Below are 20,199 nucleotides of genomic sequence, written 5' to 3'. Positions count from 1 at the left end.
GCAGATGGCCGAGCAGCGCCATTGTCATCCAACTGTTACGCGAAGCGCATAGGGGAGGGACACTGTATACGGTAGGGGATGTCAGTCGCCATGAGCGGGACTTCCAGGAAAATCCGCACACTTTTTCTGTCCGATATTCATCTTGGCGCCAAAGCGTCCAATGCCGCGGCACTGCTCGGTTTTCTGCGCGAGCATCAGGCCGAGAAGATCGTCCTTGTCGGCGATATCGTCGACGGGTGGAAGCTGAAGCGTCATTGGCATTGGCCCCAAAGTCACAACGACGTGGTCCAGAAACTGCTGCGCCAGGCCCGCAAGGGCGTCGAGATGATCTATGTGCCGGGAAATCACGACGAGTTCGCGCGCGATTTCCAAGGGCTGCACTTTGGCGGCATCGAAGTGATCGACCGAACCGTTCACGAAACGGCCGACGGTCGCCGGCTTCTGGTCATCCACGGCGATCAGTTCGACGTGGTCGTCATGAACGCAAGGCTTCTAGCCCATCTGGGCGACTGGGCCTATGTCGCGGCGATCAATCTGAACCGTTTCATCGCCCTGATCCGAAGAGCCTTTGGCCTCCCCTACTGGTCCTTCTCGGCCTGGGCGAAGCTGCGGGTCAAACGCGCCGTCAATTTCATCGGCTCGTTCGAGACGACCCTTGCCGCCGAAGCCAGAAAGGAAGGTCTGGACGGTGTCATTTGCGGCCACATTCACCATGCGGCCATCGAAACGATCGACGGCGACATGACCTATGTGAACACGGGCGACTGGGTGGAAAGCTGCACCGCCATCGTCGAGCATTTCGACGGTCGCCTTGAATTGATCCGCTGGATGGACGTTCTGGCCAAACGGGAAGCGGATGCCCGGCAACCAAGCGTCCAGGCGCTTCCCGCGCCAGATGTACGAAAGACGCAAGCCGCCTGATGGGCCAGACCATTCTGATCGCCACCGATGCGGCGCCGCCGCAGATCAACGGCGTGGTCCGCACCATGGGCATCGTGGCGGATCATCTGGGCACCGCCGGCCATCGGGTCGAGACTATTGGCCCCTCCCGCTTCCGCAGCATCGCCCTGCCCTCCTATCCTGAAATTCCGCTCGCTCTCGCCACGTCGGGCGCGATGGAACGCATGGCGCGCGAGATCGGTCCCGACCACATCCACATCGTGACCGAAGGACCGGTCGGCCGGGCCATGCGGCGCGCCTGTATCCGCAATGGCTGGCGCTATACCAGCGCCTACCACACCCGGTTTCCGGAATATTTGCGGGCGCGCCTGCCCGTGCCGGTGCGGCTCACTCACGCCATTCTAAGGCGTTTCCACAGCAAGGGCGAAGCGACTCTCGTGCCGACCGCCTCCATCGCCGCCGACCTTGAGACGCGCGGCTATGGCAATCTTCAGGTCTGGACGCGCGGCGTCGACCGCGATCTTTTCCATCCCGCGCGCGCCATCCCGCTCGACCTGCCCCGTCCGATTTTCCTGAATGTCGGCCGCGTGGCGACGGAAAAGAATATCGAGGCGTTTCTCAAGCTCGACCTGCCAGGCACCAAGCTGATCGTTGGCGATGGCCCGCAGCGCGCCGAACTGGAGCGTCGCTTTCCCGAAGCCGTGTTTCTGGGCGCCAAGACCGGTATCGATCTCGCCGCTCACTTCGCCGGCGCCGATGTGTTCGTGTTTCCGAGCCGGACCGATACATTCGGGCTCGTCCTTCTGGAAGCGCTGGCAAGCGGTCTGCCGGTCGCGGCCTACCCGGTGCCGGGTCCGGCCGACGTCATGGCCGAAGCCGGCCCGGCCGCCGGACTCTGCGACGACGATCTCGGCAGGGCGGCGCTTGGCGCACTGGAGCTCGGCCGGGTCGATCCGGAAAGCGTGCTGGGATCCTTCAGCTGGCAGGCCTGCGCCGATATCTTCCTTCAGACGCTGGTGCCGGCAGGCGTGAAACCGGAGCCGTCACCTGCGTCTCAGGCAGCGTTCGCCTGAGCCTCTAGCCCGCCAGTTCGCGATATTGAGCGATGATGGCGTCACCCATTTCGACTGTTCCAACCTGTCTTGCGCCTTCGGCCATGATGTCGCCGGTGCGGATGCCACTATCGAGCACGGCGGCGATGGCCCTCTCCAGCCGGTCGGCCTGTTCCACCATTTCGAAGGAATAGCGCAGGCACATGGCGAAAGAGGCGATCATCGCGATCGGATTGGCGGCGCCCTGCCCGGCAATGTCCGGCGCGGAGCCATGCACCGGCTCGTAGAGCGCCTTGCGCTTGCCGGTTTTCGGATCCGGCGCGCCGAGCGAGGCCGAGGGCAGCATGCCGAGCGAACCGGTCAGCATGGCCGCCACATCGCTCAGCATGTCGCCGAAAAGGTTGTCGGTCACGATCACGTCGAACTGCTTGGGCCAGCGGACGAGCTGCATACCGCCGGCATCGGCCAGCATGTGGGTCAGTTCGACATCGGAATAGTTCGCCTTGTGCGTGGCGGTAACGACCTCGTTCCAGAGCACGCCGCTCTTCATCACATTGCGCTTTTCCATGGAGCAGACCTTGTTGCCCCGCGTCCGCGCCAGTTCGAAGGCGACGCCGGCGATCCGCTCGATCTCGAACGTGTCGTAGACCTGGGTGTCGATGCCGCGCTTCTGGCCATTGCCGAGATCGACGATTTCCTTCGGCTCGCCGAAATAGACGCCGCCGGTCAGTTCGCGAACGATCAGAATATCGAGCCCTTCCACCACTTCGGGCCGTAGCGAAGAGGCCGATGCAAGCGCCGGATAGCAGATGGCCGGACGCAGATTGGCGAACAGTTCCATATCCTTGCGCAGACGCAGCAGCCCGGCTTCCGGGCGAACATCATAGGGCACGTCGTCCCATTTCGGCCCGCCGACCGCGCCGAACAGCACCGCATCCGCCGCCATGGCCTTGGCCATATCCTCTTCCGAAATGGCGGCGCCATGGGCATCATAGGCCGAACCGCCGACCAGGCCGCGATCCGTCTCGAATCCGGCGCTCTCCTCCGCATTCAGCACATCGATCAGTTTCTCGACCTCGGCCATCGCCTCCGGGCCGATACCGTCGCCGGGCAGCAGAAGAAGCGTCTTGGTCATGGTCGAAGGTCCTCGCAGTGAATGGCCCGTGGAACAGGCGACGGGAAAAGGGATGCGTCCTGCTAGCGTGCGCGGGCTGTTGCCGCAAGAGATGCGGCGCTCATCCCCGCTTGGCCGTCACCTCGATCTCGACTTTCATTTCCGGCTTCAGCAGTTTCGTGACTTCGACAATCGTTGCCGCAGGGCGAATGGCGGAGAAGACGCGGCCCGTTTCGGCGAACACTGCATCGGCGTCGTTCATATCGGTAACGTAATAGGTGGCGCGTACCACGTCCGCTATCGCAACGCCTGCATCGGTCAACGCTTTGTCGATGGTGGCAAGCGCATTGGCCGCCTGCGCGCCAACGTCATCGGGCATGGTCATCGTTTCGTAATCATAGCCGGTCGTCCCGGCGACGAACACCATGTCGCCGACCGCTACCGCACGGCTGTAGCCGGCCTTTTCTTCGAAAGGCGACCCGCTGGAAATCAAATGCCGGCCGCTCACTGCGCTTGGCCTGTTTTCGGTGCCGGTTCTCCATCGGATGGCGCAAGCGGCCGAAGCGCCTGCTGGCCGGCCTCGGCAACGCCGGGTTTTGCTGTAACATCGTCACCGGTCGGCTCATTTTCGCTCTTCTGGAGCGGCGGAGTGGCCGCCAGAACATCTTCCCCAGCCTTGAAGCGCTCGAAGATTTCCTTGGCGCGAGGTGGCCATTTTTCCAGATCCGGCCAGACCCGGGCAACTTCGCCATTGACCCGCGCGGCAAAGAAGGTGCCCTGATGGACGCCATCGACGACGCCGAGCGCTTGCACCTGATCGCACTGGTTTGGCGCGCATCCCTGAGCAACGTGAACGCCAGGCTCCGGATTGGCCACCCGCTCGCCATTCTCAAGCGCCTGAACGACACCGAAGAGCTGGTCGCCGAGCGTCGTCGAAGCCTGCCCGTAGACCGCGGCGTTCTCCATCAGCTGACGGACCGAAAGTCCGCGGTCGGACAGCTGGTCCCAACCAGACCCCGGAACCGGCGCGAAGGCCAGATCGGCGGCAATGGCGAAGCCGCCTTTCGCCGTCCATCGCACCATGGGATTGATCTGGCCGGGCGCGATCTCATCGGAGAAGAAATAGAGCGCATCGCGAGTAACGGCCGGCTCGTCCGTCCCGCAGATGAAGGGCGGTGTGCCGCCGCGAACGGTGCCGCCGGGATCGCGCCAGACGATGACAAGGAAGCCGTTACAGGGCGCCGACGATTCCGCATTGGCACCCATGGCGTAGAGCGCCACTGGCGCACCGCCTACGTTGAATTGGCGAAGAAGCTGGGCAGACAGATCGCGCGCGATCTCGCCCTCATTGAAGAAGACGGCCTTCTCGCCATCCACCGCCCGAACCGAGAGCGTTCCGCCGGCAAAGGAAACGGCGCTGACCGGCTCGCCGGGCAGATCGAGCGTCACCGGTTTCTCTTCTGTCGAATTGCCCACAGCGGAAGGCGCAGAAGACGGCTCCTGCGCAAAGGCCGGCACGGCGGTTGCCACCAGTCCGGCCGCCAATAGCAACAATCGCGTCAGGCACGACATGTGACACTCCGATGACGGTCTCCCGCCCCTTCATTATCGCCAAAGCCGCAGCCGCGCCAATCACATGAAGTTTTGCGCGGAACTGATCTGTGGACGGTCATGCCGGTGGCATGAAACGTCTCCTGCCCTTCAACGCCACCGCTTCGAAGGACGTCAGGTCCAGGGGCGGTCCTCGGCCAGCCTGTTCTCGAACGTGCTGATTGCCGCTTCCTTCTGCAGGGTCTCTCCAATATCGTCGAGACCGTTCAGGAGGCGATGCTTGCGGTCGGGATCCATCTCGAACGCGATGGCGCCGCCATCAGGCCCCCGAATTTCCTGCGCTTCCAGATCGACCGTCAAAGTGGCATTGGCGCCGCGTTCGGCGTCGTCCATCAGCTTCTCCAGATCGTCTTCCGACACGACGATCGGCAGGATGCCGTTCTTGAAGCAATTATTGTAGAAAATATCGGCGAACTCGGTGGAGATGACGCAGCGAATGCCGAAATCGAGCAGCGCCCAGGGCGCATGTTCACGTGACGAGCCACAGCCGAAATTGTTGCCGGCGACCAGGATCTGGGCATTCCGATAGGCCGGCTTGTTCAGCACGAAGTCCGGGTTTTCCGTACCGTCCTCGCCGAAGCGCATCTCTGCGAAAAGCCCGCGCCCAAGTCCGGTGCGCTTGATGGTCTTCAGATAGTCTTTCGGAATGATCATGTCGGTATCGACATTGACCACGGGAAGGGGTGCGGCAACGCCGGTCAGCGTGGTGAACTTATCCATATGGTGTCGGCCTTCTCCAGTTCTGGCACCGCCTTAGCAAAGCGTGGGCCAGCCGAAAAGACCAAATGGTCTGCCACGACCTTGCAAGGATCGTCCGGCGATAGGAATACTGGCCCAATGCAAGCTGATTCGTCCGATGCCGAACCGTCACTGAGCGCCACCCTTTTCGTGCCCGCCACCAATGAGCGCGCACTGGAGAAGCTTGCCACCCTGTCGCCCGATGCCGTCATCTACGACCTCGAAGATGCTGTTGCGCCGGATCGAAAGGGCGAGGCGCGCGAAAGGCTCCGGGATCATTTCAGGGTCCACAGGACCGCCCCCTTTCACCGCGTCGTCAGAATCAATCCGCTCCGGGGACCCCACGGAACCGAAGACATGCTGGCCGCCGTGGCGTGCCTGCCGGACGCCATTCTGCTGCCGAAGGTCGAGCAGCCCTCCGATATTCTGACCCTTGCCGAGGCGCTCTCCTCCATCAGCAATGCCGCCGCTTTTCGCATATGGGCCATGATCGAGACGCCGCGCGGCATGATGAACCTGTCCGCCGTCGCCGAACTGGGCCGTGCGCCGGCAGCGCGCCTTTCCGCCCTTGTCGCCGGCACGAACGACCTGGTGGCAATGAGCGGCATGGCGCCCGGTCCGGATCGGGCCAATATCATCCCTTTTCTGGCGCAGATGGTGATGGCCGCGCGCGCCGGCGGCCTTTCCGTTCTCGACGGCGTTTTCAACGATATTGCCAACGGGGACGGTCTGTCGTCGGAATGCGGCCAGGCCGCCGCGCTGGGTTTCGACGGCAAGACGCTGATCCATCCGGCGCAGATCGAAGCGGCCAGAGCGGCTTTTACACCGTCAGGGCAAGAACAGGATCGGGCAAGGCAGATCGTCGATGCCTTTGCCGATCCCGTCAATTCGGGCAAGGCGGTCATCAAGGTGGACGGACAGATGGTGGAACATCTTCATCGCGACGCTGCGCTCCGACTTCTCCGCCGCGCATACCGGCGCGAATCAGCCAGCCAAGGGGATAAATGATGCAGCTCTATCGCGTTCTGACGGGTCCGGACGATTCCAGCTTCTGCCATCGCGTCAGCGAAGCCCTTTCCAAAGGTTGGCAATTATACGGCGATCCCTCTTACGCCCACGATCCGGTCGCCGGAACGATGCGGGTCGCCCAGGCTGTCGTCAAAACGGTCCAGGGCGCGAAATATTCCTCCGATATGAAGCTCGGAGAACAGTAAGGGTGCATGTTCAGTACCGGCCCTGTTTCAGGCCGGCGTAACAATCATTCGAGTGCAACCCCGCTTGAACCCATGTGAAGGCGATGCCAAAAAAGACATTCGCGTCGGCCCCGGTGGCCGACTTCTACGAAACGACGAGCGCCGCCATCGCGGCGACGCTGACAAGTTATGACCTGCTCAAAGTCATGAAAACGATTGTCGCCTTCTTCCGCTGGCGACACTTTATCGTTCTGCACCTGCCCGAAACCAGCGAGGAATCGCTTTCCGAACTGACCCTGCTCACCAATTGGGAGCCGGAACTGAGTCGCGCTTACGACACCCACATGCTTGCGAAAGGCAGTCCGATCTTCAGCCGGCTGCGCAAGACGACACTGCCCCTTGCCTACAACATGGATCTGGTCAAGGCGAAGCGTTGCCGGCGCGACAGCGACGTCGCGGTGCAACTGTTTCAGAAATTCGATCACCTTAATGGCGTCTATATACCAACCGTCACGCCGGAAGGTCATCGGGGCGCGATCGGATATGGCGGTCGGCGCGAAGAAATGGCTGCCGACGAAAGCGCTGGGCTCACCTATCTCAGCGCCCGGTTCTTCGAGCGGATCACGGAACTGAACAAAGGCACGCAAACCATGCCCGGCGGCCCGTACCTGTCGGATAAGGAACTGGACTGCATACGCCTGACGGCCGCCGGCAAGACATCCGCCGAAGCGGCGGCGCTTCTGGGCACCACGGCCAATACGGTGAACCACCATCTGGCCTCGGCATCGGACAAGTTGCAAACGCAGAACAAGACGCACACCGTGGCCAAATCCATCCGCCTCGGGCTGATCGACTGATTCGCTATCTCGTCGAAAGATTAAGCGCCTAATCGGCACTCGCTTCGATGCGCATCATATCGTCATCGGAAAGGCCGAAATGATGGCCGATTTCGTGAATGAGGACATGGGTGATGATGTCGCCCAGCGTTTCCTCATTCTCGGCCCAGTAATCGAGAATCGCGCGGCGATAGAGGGTGACGCGGTTCGGTCCCTCGCCGGTCTGCGGGTTCCAGCGCTCGGCGATGCCGCGCCCTTCGAACAGGCCCAGCAGGTCGAAAGGCGTTTCCATCGCCAGATGGTCCATGATCTCTTCCTGCGGGAATTCCGCAACGGAAATCAGAACCTGTCCGGACAATTCGCGAAAAGGAAGGGGAAGATGCGCATAGGCCTGCTGCGCCAAGAGCTCCAGCTCTTCCAGCGAAGGCGAATGTCTGCCGGCCCAGTCCCCTGTTCGGTCGATGCGTGCCATGTCCGCCAGCCTATAGGCAATCCGGTCGGGCGAGGAAAGAGCGTTCGGCAGGCCCAGTCATCCAATCTGCTCCGAAGGTAGAGAAAGGATATGCCGCCGTTCAGTCATCCGACCGACCGGAAGGCGTCCGATTGTCCCTCAGCGCTGCGCCCGCCTTGTCGGCCGGCACGACCGGTTCGTCGGCCAGCATCCGCGCTTCCGATGGCAGCAGGATGGCGACGCCACCACGCACCGGATAGGCCAGCTTCGCTGCCATGGAGATCAGTTCGCCGGCCTTTTCGTCGTAGCGCAGTGACGTTTTCGTCAGCGGACAGACCAGGATATCGAGCATCCGGCGATCGGGCTTTTCCGGCTGTCGCGGTTGGCGATCGGGATCGTTCATCGCTTTTCCCTTGCTGGTCGCTTCCGTTCGAGGCGTCGGATATCGGGCCTATTGCAGGCTATTGCCACCCTGACCGTCAGGTACCCTGGCCAGCAGCAGTTCGGTTATGGCGATGAGCGTCTGGGCGCGGGTCTTCAGATCCGGCGCTTCCAGAAGCGCCTGCTTCTCCGCCGGCCCGTAAGGCGACATCATGGACAGCACATTGACGAGCGTTTGCGTGCTGGCCTGCTCGACGCTCGGCCAGTCCACTTCCATATCGTTGGCGTCGACGAAATCGCGAAATGCGCCGATCAGCGCTTCGCGATCCACCGCGCTGCGATCGTCATCCTTCAGATCGGCAGCAAAAGGCGTGATGATCGCACGCCGATAGGGACGGCTCGGTTTTTCCAACTCCTCGCCGAGCCGGAACCGGCAGACCCCGTTCAAGGTGATGAGGTAACGGCCGTCGCCGCTTTCAGCAAAGGAGATGATCCGCCCAAGACAACCGACCGGCGCGAGCATCGGCTCGTCATCGGCGCGTCGGCTCCCATCCAGGGAGGGCTGAATCATGCCGATCAGCCGCTCGCCAGCCATCGCCGCTTCGACCATTTCCAGATAGCGCGGTTCGAAAATATTGAGCGGCATCCGTCCGCCCGGCAGAAGAAGTGCGCCGGAAAGCGGAAAGATCGGAACCGATTCAGGCAGTTCGTCCGCGCTGCGATAATTCCGATTGCCGGCCTGCATATTATCGCTGCTCCATGCCACCGGGCCGAAAATGCGGCCCAAAGCAGCATGTGGCGCAGGCCGCCATCTTCTCAAGCATGAACCGAACGGCGATCAGGCGAACAGCATGGAGGAGAGCTTGCGGCGCGCCTGCGCCACAACCGGTTCCTTCGGCCCCCAGGCTTCGAAAAACGACAGAAGCTTCGCGCGCGCTTCGCCGTCGCGCCAGTCGCGGTCGCGGCGAATAATGTCCAGAAGATGATCCGCCGCCGCCTGCTTGTCGCCGCGGGCATTTTCGATGGCCGCCATATCGTAGCGGGCCTGATGGTCGTTCGGATCCTTCTCTAGCCGCGCGGCCAGCGAAGCCGGATCGCCAAGAGCTGCGACCTCCTCCTCCAGCGCAATGCGCTTGCGAAGCATGGCGAGCCCTTCCAGATCGCTATCGGCCGGAAGTTCGGCGATCATGGCGCTCGCTTCATCCTTCTGCCCGACATCCCAAAGCAGACCCGCCAACGCCACCAGCGCCTCGCCATGATCCGGTTTGCGCTGCAATATGGCGGAATAGACCTGCATGGCCCGTTCGGTCCCGCCGCTCATTTCAGCCTCGCGCGCCATATCCATGGCCTGCGCGATAGGATCGACCGGCGCGCCATCGGCCTTTGGAAGCTTGGCGATGAAGGCCTTGATTTCACTTTCCGGCAGCGCGCCCATGAAGGCGTCCACGGGCCGACCGCCGACGAAAGCGAACACCGCCGGGATCGACTGGACCCCGAGCTGGCCGGCTACGGCGGGATGCTCGTCAATATTCATTTTGACCAGTCGAAGCGCACCTTTGGCTTCGCGCACGACCTTTTCAAGCACCGGACCGAGCTGCCGGCAGGGACCGCACCACGGCGCCCAGAAATCGACCAGAACGGGAACCTGCCTGGACGGCTCGATGACGTCTTGCGCAAAGCTCGCCGTCGTTGTGTCGGCGATGAGATCGCCCGCTGCCTCATTCGATTCTGCGCCGGCCCCCGAAAGGTCCAGAAATCCTTCGCTCGCACTCATGATCAAACTCCCGCGGCCTTCGATGAATCGTTCCCTTATAGAGGGTTGGTGCCATCGACATTCAAGATCAGAGGATCGTGGCCGCATGCTCGCATGAAGCTCAGCAGATCGGCTGGCCGAAGGCTCGTTGTCGCCTCATTGGTCAGCGGGTGACAATGTACCAGATCGGAGGCGAGAAGTGCTTCCTCGACGACGAACCGGACCGCATCGGCTTTCGCATTCAACGCCGCCAGCGCCGTGACCGAACCGGGACTGACGCCCAGAAGCGCTTCCATCTTTTCGGCCGACCCGAAGGACAGACGGCCCTGCGCGCCGATATGGCGGTGAAGCCCTTTCAGATCGAGTTCGGCATCGTCGCGTACGGTGACCAGGAAATAGCGGCTCTTCTTGTCTTTAAGGAAGAGATTTTTCGTATGACCACTCGCTTCGCCGCGATCTTTGCGGCTTTCCTCGACCGTGAAATGAGGCCGGTGCCAATGCGTCTTCTCGGCGATCCCGAGTGCTGCCAGCCGCTGAAGAAGCGGCTCGGCCAGCTGGCGCGCCTCCGCCGATGGTTCGATAGCCGTCATATCCGTCCGTCTTCCAATAGTTCGTTCGCGGCTTTCGGGATCGCCCAGCCATGGACCCACGTCAAGCCGGCGGAGGCGGTGGGCCGTCATTCGACACCGGAAGGCGCCATTGGTGATTTTTCCTGTTGCAATCGTCGGTCGGTTCGGCGATATAGCGCGCGTTCACGCCAGTCGAGATTGGCGCGCGACATGACGAGCGGGTGTAGCTCAGGGGTAGAGCACAACCTTGCCAAGGTTGGGGTCGTGGGTTCGAATCCCATCGCCCGCTCCATTTCGCCGAACATGCTGAAAGCCGCGGATCGCCGCGGCTTTTGTCGTTTTGGATCGGGCAAGCCAAAAAAGGGCGGAGACACGCTCCACCCTTCTCGCTTCTTACATTTCGCGTGCCGCTTTCGCGTCAGTCCGTCACTGCGCCTTCATTGTCCTTCGGCATCCGCATGCGCTTGCGGATCACACCGCCGACAAGGATCGGCAGCACGAACCCGGCAATGGCGATGGCCCAAAGCGTGATCGCCAGCGGCGATCCGACCAGCGTCCAGTAATCGCCATTGGAAATGTTCACCGCGCGGCGGAAATTCACCTCCATCTCATTGCCGAGCAGCGTGCCGAGAATCACCGGCACGAGCGGAACGTCGAGCTTTCGCAGCACCCAGCCCATGACGCCGAACCCGACCATGACCAAGAGATCGAAGCTCGATCCCGAAATGCCGTAAATGCCGACGAAGGAGACCATCGCGACGATGGGCATGAGAATGCGCGGCGGCACCATCAGCACCCGCGTGAAGAGGCCGACCATCGGAATGTTCATGGCGAGCAGCATGATGTTGCCGATGAAGAGCGCGGCGATCAGGCCCCAGACGACATCCGGGTTCTGCGAGAACAGGAGCGGGCCGGGCGTGATATTGAGCGCCAGCAGCACGGCAAGCAGCACGGCCGTGGTGCCCGATCCCGGCACGCCGAGCGCCAGCATCGGCACGAGCGCACCGCCGGCGGCGGCATTGTTGCCGGCTTCCGGCGCGGCGACGCCCCGCGGATCGCCTTTGCCGAACGTACCTTTCCGGTCGACCAGCCTTTTTTCCATGGAATAGGAGATGAACGAGCCGAGCGAAGCCCCCGCTCCCGGCAGAACGCCGGCGAGGAAGCCCAGCCCGGTCGTCCGCAGCATGGTCGGCGTGCAATAGCGGATCAGTTTCCAGGACGGAATGATCTTGCCGATCTTCATGCGCGGCTTATCGGAAATGTCGCGATCGGTCCCGCGATGTTCGAGGAAGATGAAAACCTCAGACAATGCGAACAGGCCGACAATGGCGACGAGAAAGTCGATACCGTCATAAAGATGCACTTCGCCGAAGGTGAAGCGCGGCACACCGGTCTGCGTATCGACGCCGATCATCGCAAGACCGAGGCCGAGCGCCGCGGCAAAGGCCGATTTTGCCTGATTGGTGGAGGAAATGCCGCCAAGGGTCGCGAAGGCGAGCGCAAAGAGAGCGAAATACTCCGCTGGACCAAAGAGAAGCGCGACCTTCACGAGCTGGGGGGCAAGGAAGACCAGGCCCCATGTTGCGAAAAACGCTCCGACGAAGGAGGCGACGCCCGACAGCGCGAGCGCTTCGCCCGCGCGGCCCTGCTGCGCCATCGGATAGCCATCGAGGCAGGTCATCATGGCCGGCTCGTCGCCGGGAATGTTCAGCAGGATCGACGAGATCCGCCCCCCATACATCGCCCCGTAATAGACCGAGGTCAGCAAAATAAGCGAGGGCGTGGCGCCAAGGCCCAGCGTGAAGGCGAGCGGAATGAGGATCGCAACACCGTTCGAGGGACCGAGACCCGGCAGCGCGCCCATAATGGTGCCGAGAAAGCATCCGAGGAGCGCCAGGCCGATATTCTGCCAGGTCAACGCGACTGCGAAACCGTCCGCGAGCGAAGAAAGAAGTTCCATCGTCTGTCCCCTCTAGAAACCGAACGGGCCGCGGGCCAGCGACAGGCCGAGCACCAGGCGGAAGATGACGTAGATGCCGACGGAAGTACCGACGCCGATGATCAGGCTTTCGATGAGCCCGGAGCCGAGCCGCCAGGTGAGATAGGCGGCGGCGATGGCGGTCGAGATGAGAAAACCGGCGACCGGCAGAAGCTCGGCATAGGCGGCGAGGACCAAAGCGGCGAGGCCGATCTCGGCCAGCCGTCCGGCGCGCGGCCAATGCGGCTCTGGATCGGGCTTGAGCAGGAAATATACCGATGACAGCCCCATCATCGCGGCGATGATGAAAGGAAACATTTTGGGGCCGACCGTGTCGGTCAGGAAGCTTTCCTGAATGATGGCCGCCTGCCAGCCATAGAAGAGAGCGAGAATCAGGCCGATCCCGCCAAAAATCCGGTCACTCATCCGATCCTCCCGATCGAGCGATGATAGATGCGGACCTCCGCAAAGCATTGCGAAGGTCCGCTTTCTGATCGATCGGCTTACTGCAGAATGCCGATCTCCTTGGACAGATCCGTGATCTCCTGCACCGAATCCGACACGAAGGACTGGAACGCCTCGCCCTGCAGATCGAGCGGCGCCAGACCGTTGGCTTCCATGATCGCCTTCCATTCGTCGGAGGCGTAGAGCGTGCCGATAGCCTTGACCCAATAATCATAGGCGTCATCGCTCATCCCACCCGGCGCGTAGAAGCCGCGCCAATTGGCGCCGATCGCGTCGATCCCCTGCTCCTTGGCGGTCTGGAACTCTGAAAATTCGCCCTCCAGACGCTCCGGCGCCAGAACGGCGATCACTTTGATGTCGCCGGAATCGACGAAACCCTTGGCTTCTGACAGATCGCCCGTGAAGGCCTGGAGCGAACCGGCCAGCAGCTGCGTCACCGCTTCGCCGCCACCCGCAAAGGCGATGTATTTGACCTGGCGGACATCTTCGATGCCGGCCTTCTGCGCTGCGATCAGAACCTTCAGATGGTCCCAGCCGCCAACGGCCGAACCGCCACCGATGGAAATCGCGCTCGGATCGGCCTTGATCTGATCCATCAACGCCGGCAGCGTGTCGATTTCACTGTCGGCCGCGACGGCAATGACGCCGTAATCGGCGCCGATGGCCCCAAGCCAGCGCACCTGATCCATCGTGTTGCCGGGATAGGCGTTCTGCGCAAGACGGGTCGCGGTGGCCGACGATGCCGCGACGATCAGATCATTGTCGTCATTGCGTTTGTTGACGACTTCGGCGAAAGCCACGCCGCCGCCGCCACCCGACAGGTTCACCACCTGCATGGTGGACGGAATAATGTCGAGATCCTGGAGAGATTTGCCGACTTGTCGGCAGGTGAAGTCCCAGCCGCCGCCAGGATTGGCCGGCGCGATGCATTCAGGATTTTCTGGCGTAAAATCCTGGGCCGAAGCGGCCATGGGCGTGAGTAGAAGGGCAGCGGCAGCCAGAAGGCCGCGCCCCGTGATCGAAAAGCGCATGATTTCTCCTCCAAACAAGTCCGGATAGCTGTTTTCACAGCCCGGATGAGGAAGGCTATCACCGCACCCTGTCATCAACCTGTCATGATGGGCCGCTTCGCACTTTCGCCCGTTTGGCGGTCGACATAATGTCTGCGGCAGGGAGGAGTGACGAAAGCGCATGCGCGTTCTGATCGTGGAAGATGCGGCGGATGTCGCCGAAGCTGTGGCCGCCAGCCTCGGGCGCGCCGGTTTTGCCTGTGATATTGCAGCCAACCTCAACGAGGCGGCGGGCTTCATCGCAATTCAGACCTTCGACGCGCTGGTGCTCGATATCAATCTGCCTGACGGTGACGGGCGCGACTTCCTGCGGCGGCTGCGCCGCGACGGCAACCTGACACCCGTGCTCATGCTGACGGCCCGCTTTGAGGTCGCGGCCCGCGTGGATGCGCTGAATGAGGGCGCCGACGATTATCTGGTCAAACCGTTCGATCTGCGCGAGTTGGAAGCCCGCATCAGGGTTCTGACACGGCGTCATCACGGCATGGCTGAAAGCCAGATCACTCTTGGCCGCTTGACCATCGACACGGCAGGCCAGACGGTCCATTGCGATGGCGCGCTGGTACCCATGACACGCCGGGAGACCGCGCTCCTCAACCTGCTTGTCGCGCATCGCGGGCAGATCATGTCCAAGGAGCGGCTCTTCGAGGGGCTTTTCTCCTTCGACAGCGCCGATGTCGGCCTTAACACCGTGGAGCTTTACATCGCCCGCCTGCGCAAGAGGCTGGCCGGAGCGGGTATCGCCATCGAGACCCATCGCGGCCTGGGCTACCGGCTGGATCTCGCTGATGGCTAGACTGTTCCGTCAGTCCCGAACCCTGTCGCTGAAGAGCCGTGTCGCACTGGCAATGGCGACGGTTCTGCTCGTCGGCGGGGCCGTGGTGCTGGTGGCGGCGCTGGCTTATGGCCGGCAGGCCGCCCGCGAAGCCTATGACCGACTTCTCGTCGGCGCGGCCACCGACATCGCCGAGTCGATCACCATTCAGGGCAGCGCGGCTCTGGTGGACGTGCCCGTATCGGCCTTCGAACTGCTGGCACTCGCGCCTGACGACCGCATCGTCTATCGCGTGCTCGGCCCCGATGGCGAGACGCTCACCGGATACGACACCGCGCCCCGACCGGAGAAAGCCGGCGCGATCAGCTTCTACGACAGCGAATTCAGCGGCGAAGCCGCGCGCTATGTCAGCCTGACGCGCCGCTTCGCCGAGCGCAGCTTTTCCGGCTCCGTGCAAGTGATCGTCGGCCAGACGGTGCAGGCCCGCCGCCAGCTTGCCCGCGACATCGCCCAGAATGTGCTGCTTGTCCTCGGCGCCGCCGGTGCGGCGATGGCGCTTTTCGCCTGGCTCGTCATGCAGTCGGCGCTTCGTCCCCTCCCCCGCATAGGCGAGGCGCTGAGACGGCGCGACCCGACCGATCTGACACCCATCGATCAGCCGGCCCCGGCGGAGATCGCGGCCCTGATCCAGTCCCTGAACGGCTTCATGACGCGCCTCGACCGACAGATGACCTCCAATCGCCATTTGATCGGCGATGCGGCCCATCAGCTTCGCACACCCGTCGCGGCGATCCGCGCACATGCCCAGCTCGCTGCCGAGGAGCCGGACTTCGAGCGGCGTGCGAAAATGGTCCAGCGCATTCACGAACGGGCCGTTGATCTCAGTCATCTCCTCGACCAGATGCTGAACCACGCGATGATCATACACCGGGCCGACACCGCGCCGCGCGATCCCGTCGATCTGCGCGATGTCGCCGTGGAAGCCTTCGAAGCGAACGAGCCGAACGTTCTGGCGTCACCCAATGCGGTGTCGCTCGTGCTGCCGGATGAGCCGGTAGCGATTCGCGGCGATATGCTCTCTCTGGCCGAAGCGGCCAAGAACCTGCTCGCCAACGCCCTGTCGCATGGCCGGCCGCCGGTTCGCATTGGAATACGCAATAGCGGCCAGGCCGAACTCTGGGTGCGTGATTGCGGCGAAGGCCCGCCTGCGTCGATCCGAATCGATCCCGCCGTTCGGTTTGCCGGCGACCGCGCCGGCGGAGGCAGCGGTCTCGGACTGGCGATCGCGCACGCCGTGGCGGACAGCCATGGCGGAGCGATCCGCATGACGACAGATGACGAGGGTTTCGAGATCGCCATGACCCTGCCGAAGGATACGCCATGATCGGTCTGCTGTTCGTGATCTTCGCAGCACTCGCTCCAACAGTAGCCGCAGCGCAGGAACTGACGGGTTCGTTCGGCCTGCCCAGTGCGGACCGGACGCTGACAATCCGTTCCACCACCGATCTGGCGGTCATGGCGCCGGTCATCGCCAGCTATCTGACCGGCAGGCCGGATTTGCGGATCGATTACGAGCAATGGGGGTCGAACGATCTCTACGAATTGACGGCGTTGGACTGTCGGAACGAAGAGGCCGGCGCGGACATCGTGGTCAGCTCCGCCGTTCACCAGATGGTTCGTCTCGTCAATGATGGCTGCGCGGCGACGCACCGGTCGGATTTTACCGCCGCGCTACCGGCGCAACTGCGATGGCGCGACGAATTGTGGGGCATTTCGCGCGAACCGGCCGTCATCGTCTATAATCGCGAGCGCGTGCCGGCCAGTGAAGTGCCGCGCTCCCGCTTCGATCTGCTCGATCTCCTGCGGCCGGAAGACAGCCCCTATCGCGGCCGGGTGGCCACATACGACATTGAAACCTCCGGGCTCGGCTATCTGCTGGCCTTCGCCGACTCGCTGGAGGCTTCCACCTTTGGCGGGCTGATGGAATCCTTCGGGCGCAGCGGCGCGGTGGCCACCTGCTGCTCGGCGGAAATCATCGATGCGGTCATCGAAGGCCGATACCTTCTGGCCTATAATGTCCTCGGCTCTTACGCTCTGGCCCGCGCCGAAGGAGAAGCCCGTCTCGGGATCGTCGCTCCGGCGGACTATACGCTGATCCTGTCGCGTGGCGCGATGATCCCGAATAACGGACCCGCTCGGCGGGAAGCTGCGGCTTATCTGGATTATCTCCTGTCGCCAGCGGGCCGCAAGGCGCTGGAAGACGCTCTTCTTCTCGTTCGCCTCGATGGAGAGGAAGGCGCGTTGTTGGAATCGCCGCCCGATGCCCAGACCATCCAGCGGCCCATCGCCTTGACCCCGGCGCTGCTTGTTGCGCTCGACAAGCACAAGCGCGGCCTGTTCCGCCAACGCTGGCGGGCCGCCTTTCCCGTCACCCCCTGAACGCCTTGGCGCAACGGAAGCGTGGATGTTCGCGAACCCGGTCGTCGCCATCGCATATGGGGCTCCCGATTCCTTGATACCCATGCTAGGCCACCGCCATGGCAATGAGAAAAGCGCATGAGGTGGATAGCTGGATCGCACGCCCGGACCCGCGTATCCGGACAGTGCTGATCTATGGCCCCGATCGCGGCCTCGTTTCCGAACGGGCCAAGGCGTTCGCTCGGCAGACCGGGCTAGATCCGAACGATCCCTTCGCCGTCATCCGCCTCGAAGGGCCCGAAGTCGAGGCCGATCCGGCCCGCCTGGCGGACGAAGCGCGAACCGTTTCCATGTTTGGCGGCGAGCGGCTGATCTGGTTGCGCAATGCGGGTGCGTCGAAGGCCTTTCTGACGGTGGTTTCCGATCTTCTGACCGCCCCACCCGCCGATGCCCGCATTCTGATCGAGGCCGGCGATCTGAAACGCGCCGCCGGTAACCTGCGCGGCCTGTGCGAAAAGGCCGAGTCGGCCATCGCCCTGCCCTGCTATGCCGACAAGGCGCGCGACCTGGAGAAGCTGATTCAGGACGTCCTCGGCGGTGCGGGCCTGACGCTGCGGGCCGAAGCGCGAAGCCTTCTGACAAACGCGCTCGGCGGCGATCGCCTCGCATCGCGCGGCGAGCTCGAGAAACTGGCGCTCTACGCCGAAGGCCAGGCGGAAATCACCGTCGACGACGTGATCGCCAGCATCGGCGATGTCGCCGCGCTTTCGGCCGATACGCTGGTCGATGCGGCTCTGACCGGCAATCTGACGACCCTGGATCGCGAACTCGGCCGTCTGGTTCAGGCGGGCACCGATGCCAACGCGATCCTTGCCACGCTGATCCGCGCCATCGGGCAATTGCACGAACTGCGGCTGGCGATGGAAAAGCGCAATTTATCGGCCAGCGCAGCGGTACAGCAGGCCCGCCCCCCAGTTTTCTTCACGCGAAAGCAGGCTGTGACGGACGCGCTCTCGGCTTGGTCGAGCGACCGTATCGCAGCGGCCGAGGACCGAATCCACGAAACGGTTCTGACAATCCGGAAAACGGGACGGCTGGAGATTCAGACGCTGCGTCACACACTTCTGGCGCTGGCTATCGAAGCGCGGCGGCGGCACCGCGCCGCCTGAGATCAGGCCCGATGCAACTTCCTATTCACTAAACAGCCGGCTGAGTAACTGGTCGAGTTCATCCTGGCTGCGATATTTCAGCCGTACCTCGCCACCCTTTTTCGATGGGGTGATACGGGTCTTCAGACCAAGGCTTTGCGCCAATCGCTGCTCGAGTGCTGCCACGGCATCGTCCTTTTCGAGCCGCTCCTTACGCGGCTTGACGCCTTCTTCCGCCTCGCCCTGGGCGATTGCTTCGGCTTGGCGAACGGTCAGACCCTGATCGACGATCCGTTTCGCCAGGGCTTCCGGCTCCGCAGCGGTGATCAACGTCCGCGCATGACCGGCGGAGAGACGGCCATCGCTCAGCATGGCCTGTACGCTCTCCGGCAGGCGCAGGAGGCGCAGTGTGTTGGCGACATGGCTGCGGCTTTTGCCGATCACGCCTGCAAGATCGTTCTGCGAGTAGCCATGCTCCGCGATCAGAGCCTGATAGCCATGCCCTTCTTCGATCGGATCGAGATCGGCCCGCTGCACATTTTCGATGATCGCAAGTTCCAGTGCGGTTCGGTCGTCGACGTCCCGAAGCAGATACGGCACCTCCGTCAGACCCGCCATCTTGCTAGCGCGCCAGCGGCGCTCGCCGGCGATCAGCTCGAACCGGTCGGAATTTCCACGTTGGCGACGAACGACGACAGGCTGAACAAGACCGTGCGCGCGGATCGATTGCGCAAGGTCGGCAATCTCATCTTCGTTGAAATGACGGCGCGGATTGCGACTGTTCGGAACGATGCGATCGATGGCCATTCGTCCATCGGCAGGTGGCGCGGCCACGGGCGCGGGCGTCTCATTCGCCGGCGGGTCGATCTCGCCGATCAACGCGGCCAGACCACGGCCGAGCCGCTTTCTCGGAGCATCATCATTCATCATCGACATCTCCTATGCTGCCTGCAGCTGGCGTTCGCGGCGGATCACCTCGGACGCCAGTTGAAGATAGGCCTGGCTGCCCGTGCATTTCAGATCGTAGAGAATGGCCGGCTTGCCATGCGATGGCGCCTCGGAAACCCGGACATTTCGCGGAATAACGGTATTGTAGACCTTCTCGCCCATATGTTCCCGGACATCTTCAACCACCTGATTGGACAAATTGTTGCGCCGGTCGAACATCGTCAGAACAATGCCCTGAATACTCAGGCTCGGATTAATCGTCTGGCGAACCTGCTCCACGGTTCGCAGAAGCTGGCTCAGGCCTTCTAAGGCGAAGAACTCACACTGCAGCGGAACGAGGACGGAATCCGCCGCGGCCATGGCGTTGAGCGTCAGCAGGTTGAGCGAGGGCGGACAGTCGACCAGAACATAATCGTAGTTGACCCCGGTGATCCGCGCCGCGCGCAAAGCATGCTTCAGCTTCATCGCGCGGTCCTTGTCGCCGGAAATTTCCATCTCGACACCAAGCAGATCCATGGTCGAAGCGACGACATGGAGGCCCGGCACGGCTGTCGGTATGGCCGCTTCCGCTATGCCATGGTTACCGAGCAGCACATCATAAGCGCTGATCAGCCGCTCCTCGCGTTCGATGCCGAGCCCGGTACTGGCGTTGCCCTGCGGATCGACATCGACAAGCAGGACGCGTTGCCCGGTTGCAGCCAAGGCGGTGCCGAGATTGATGGCCGTCGTTGTCTTGCCGACCCCGCCCTTTTGATTGGCGATCGTAATGATGCGCATGCTTGCCTCCGCATCGGACGTC

General features: G+C 62.7%; 23 protein-coding genes and 1 tRNA gene. 10 read left to right on the top strand and 14 right to left on the bottom strand.

Annotation, left to right across the window (positions count from 1 at the left end; translation table 11 throughout):
• Positions 1 to 90: 90 nt before the first annotated feature.
• Both B7H23_RS05015 and B7H23_RS05010 read left to right on the top strand, forming a co-directional pair.
• Positions 91 to 921, top strand: coding sequence for a UDP-2,3-diacylglucosamine diphosphatase (locus B7H23_RS05015; protein ID WP_094076228.1), 831 nt, complete (start codon positions 91 to 93; stop codon positions 919 to 921).
• The gene (locus B7H23_RS05010; protein WP_094076227.1) at positions 921 to 1,973 is read left to right on the top strand and encodes a glycosyltransferase family 4 protein; all 1,053 of its coding nucleotides are present in this window, start codon (positions 921 to 923) and stop codon (positions 1,971 to 1,973) included. Before B7H23_RS05015 ends, B7H23_RS05010 begins: the two co-directional genes overlap by 1 nt.
• A gap of 4 nt (positions 1,974 to 1,977) precedes the next feature.
• Here B7H23_RS05010 and leuB read toward each other — a convergent pair whose 3' ends face one another.
• The 4 genes from leuB to leuD form a co-directional block, all read right to left on the bottom strand.
• The gene (gene leuB, locus B7H23_RS05005; RefSeq protein WP_094076226.1) at positions 1,978 to 3,087 is read right to left on the bottom strand and encodes a 3-isopropylmalate dehydrogenase; all 1,110 of its coding nucleotides are present in this window, start codon (positions 3,085 to 3,087) and stop codon (positions 1,978 to 1,980) included.
• Between the two features lie 100 nt (positions 3,088 to 3,187).
• Positions 3,188 to 3,574, bottom strand: a complete 387-nt coding sequence (locus B7H23_RS05000) for a RidA family protein (protein WP_240534974.1) — start codon at positions 3,572 to 3,574, stop codon at positions 3,188 to 3,190.
• Positions 3,571 to 4,638: a hypothetical protein gene (locus B7H23_RS04995; RefSeq protein ID WP_094076225.1), complete on the bottom strand. Its 1,068-nt coding sequence runs from the start codon at positions 4,636 to 4,638 to the stop codon at positions 3,571 to 3,573. Before B7H23_RS04995 ends, B7H23_RS05000 begins: the two co-directional genes overlap by 4 nt.
• A gap of 153 nt (positions 4,639 to 4,791) precedes the next feature.
• Positions 4,792 to 5,397, bottom strand: a complete 606-nt coding sequence (gene leuD, locus B7H23_RS04990) for a 3-isopropylmalate dehydratase small subunit (RefSeq protein WP_094076224.1) — start codon at positions 5,395 to 5,397, stop codon at positions 4,792 to 4,794.
• Between the two features lie 117 nt (positions 5,398 to 5,514).
• Between leuD and B7H23_RS04985 the strand changes: the two genes are divergently transcribed.
• The 3 genes from B7H23_RS04985 (at position 5,515) to B7H23_RS04975 (ending at position 7,465) form a co-directional block, all read left to right on the top strand.
• Positions 5,515 to 6,423 carry an HpcH/HpaI aldolase/citrate lyase family protein gene (locus tag B7H23_RS04985; RefSeq protein WP_094076223.1) on the top strand — a complete coding sequence of 303 codons (909 nt, stop codon included), beginning with the start codon at positions 5,515 to 5,517 and terminating at the stop codon, positions 6,421 to 6,423.
• Complete coding sequence (locus B7H23_RS04980) at positions 6,423 to 6,629, top strand: DUF1737 domain-containing protein (RefSeq protein WP_094076894.1); 207 nt, start codon at positions 6,423 to 6,425, stop codon at positions 6,627 to 6,629. Before B7H23_RS04985 ends, B7H23_RS04980 begins: the two co-directional genes overlap by 1 nt.
• An 83-nt stretch (positions 6,630 to 6,712) precedes the next feature.
• Positions 6,713 to 7,465: a helix-turn-helix transcriptional regulator gene (locus B7H23_RS04975; RefSeq protein WP_094076222.1), complete on the top strand. Its 753-nt coding sequence runs from the start codon at positions 6,713 to 6,715 to the stop codon at positions 7,463 to 7,465.
• A 28-nt stretch (positions 7,466 to 7,493) separates the two neighbouring features.
• On the opposite strand, the gene B7H23_RS04970 is transcribed toward B7H23_RS04975, so the two are convergent.
• The 5 genes from B7H23_RS04970 to B7H23_RS04950 form a co-directional block, all read right to left on the bottom strand.
• Positions 7,494 to 7,916: a metallopeptidase family protein gene (locus B7H23_RS04970; protein WP_094076221.1), complete on the bottom strand. Its 423-nt coding sequence runs from the start codon at positions 7,914 to 7,916 to the stop codon at positions 7,494 to 7,496.
• Between the two features lie 100 nt (positions 7,917 to 8,016).
• Complete coding sequence (locus B7H23_RS04965) at positions 8,017 to 8,298, bottom strand: Trm112 family protein (RefSeq protein WP_094076220.1); 282 nt, start codon at positions 8,296 to 8,298, stop codon at positions 8,017 to 8,019.
• 48 nt (positions 8,299 to 8,346) lie between these two features.
• A complete protein-coding gene (locus B7H23_RS04960) occupies positions 8,347 to 9,021 on the bottom strand; it encodes an LON peptidase substrate-binding domain-containing protein (protein WP_094076893.1) in 675 nt (224 codons plus the stop codon).
• A 93-nt stretch (positions 9,022 to 9,114) separates the two neighbouring features.
• Positions 9,115 to 10,050: a thioredoxin family protein gene (locus B7H23_RS04955; RefSeq protein ID WP_240534973.1), complete on the bottom strand. Its 936-nt coding sequence runs from the start codon at positions 10,048 to 10,050 to the stop codon at positions 9,115 to 9,117.
• Between the two features lie 35 nt (positions 10,051 to 10,085).
• On the bottom strand, positions 10,086 to 10,619 hold the full coding sequence (locus B7H23_RS04950; protein WP_094076892.1) for a prolyl-tRNA synthetase associated domain-containing protein: 534 nt from the start codon (positions 10,617 to 10,619) through the stop codon (positions 10,086 to 10,088).
• A gap of 196 nt (positions 10,620 to 10,815) precedes the next feature.
• Here B7H23_RS04950 and B7H23_RS04945 point away from each other — a divergent pair.
• Positions 10,816 to 10,890, top strand: a tRNA-Gly gene (locus B7H23_RS04945).
• A 126-nt stretch (positions 10,891 to 11,016) separates the two neighbouring features.
• On the opposite strand, the gene B7H23_RS04940 is transcribed toward B7H23_RS04945, so the two are convergent.
• The 3 genes from B7H23_RS04940 to B7H23_RS04930 all read right to left on the bottom strand — a co-directional run bounded on the left by B7H23_RS04940 (position 11,017) and on the right by B7H23_RS04930 (position 14,072).
• Positions 11,017 to 12,558 (bottom strand): tripartite tricarboxylate transporter permease, encoded by a 1,542-nt coding sequence (locus B7H23_RS04940; RefSeq protein WP_094076218.1) that lies wholly within the window; start codon positions 12,556 to 12,558, stop codon positions 11,017 to 11,019.
• Positions 12,559 to 12,570: 12 nt separating this feature from the next.
• Positions 12,571 to 13,002, bottom strand: a complete 432-nt coding sequence (locus tag B7H23_RS04935) for a tripartite tricarboxylate transporter TctB family protein (protein WP_094076217.1) — start codon at positions 13,000 to 13,002, stop codon at positions 12,571 to 12,573.
• Between the two features lie 77 nt (positions 13,003 to 13,079).
• A complete protein-coding gene (locus B7H23_RS04930; RefSeq protein ID WP_094076216.1) occupies positions 13,080 to 14,072 on the bottom strand; it encodes a Bug family tripartite tricarboxylate transporter substrate binding protein in 993 nt (330 codons plus the stop codon).
• Positions 14,073 to 14,232: 160 nt separating this feature from the next.
• Here B7H23_RS04930 and B7H23_RS04925 point away from each other — a divergent pair, with 160 nt between their 5' ends.
• The 4 genes from B7H23_RS04925 (at position 14,233) to holA (ending at position 18,473) form a co-directional block, all read left to right on the top strand.
• Positions 14,233 to 14,907 (top strand): response regulator, encoded by a 675-nt coding sequence (locus tag B7H23_RS04925; RefSeq protein WP_094076215.1) that lies wholly within the window; start codon positions 14,233 to 14,235, stop codon positions 14,905 to 14,907.
• On the top strand, positions 14,900 to 16,270 hold the full coding sequence (locus B7H23_RS04920) for a sensor histidine kinase (RefSeq protein ID WP_240534972.1): 1,371 nt from the start codon (positions 14,900 to 14,902) through the stop codon (positions 16,268 to 16,270). The genes B7H23_RS04925 and B7H23_RS04920 overlap by 8 nt, the downstream gene beginning before the upstream one ends.
• Entirely contained in the window at positions 16,267 to 17,325 is a 1,059-nt protein-coding gene (locus B7H23_RS04915; RefSeq protein ID WP_094076213.1) for an ABC transporter substrate-binding protein, read from the top strand. The genes B7H23_RS04920 and B7H23_RS04915 overlap by 4 nt, the downstream gene beginning before the upstream one ends.
• Positions 17,326 to 17,423: 98 nt before the next feature.
• A complete protein-coding gene (gene holA, locus B7H23_RS04910; protein WP_094076212.1) occupies positions 17,424 to 18,473 on the top strand; it encodes a DNA polymerase III subunit delta in 1,050 nt (349 codons plus the stop codon).
• A 21-nt stretch (positions 18,474 to 18,494) separates the two neighbouring features.
• Here the strand turns inward: holA and B7H23_RS04905 are convergent, their stop codons facing one another.
• Positions 18,495 to 19,379 (bottom strand): ParB/RepB/Spo0J family partition protein, encoded by an 885-nt coding sequence (locus B7H23_RS04905; protein WP_094076891.1) that lies wholly within the window; start codon positions 19,377 to 19,379, stop codon positions 18,495 to 18,497.
• Between the two features lie 12 nt (positions 19,380 to 19,391).
• Entirely contained in the window at positions 19,392 to 20,177 is a 786-nt protein-coding gene (locus B7H23_RS04900) for a ParA family protein (RefSeq protein ID WP_094076211.1), read from the bottom strand.
• Between the last annotated feature and the right edge of the window lie 22 nt (positions 20,178 to 20,199).

Source organism: Notoacmeibacter marinus (assembly GCF_002238045.1).
In the GTDB taxonomy this organism is placed as follows: domain Bacteria; phylum Pseudomonadota; class Alphaproteobacteria; order Rhizobiales; family Rhizobiaceae; genus Notoacmeibacter; species Notoacmeibacter marinus.
This window is presented reverse-complemented; position numbering and strand designations above follow the sequence as displayed.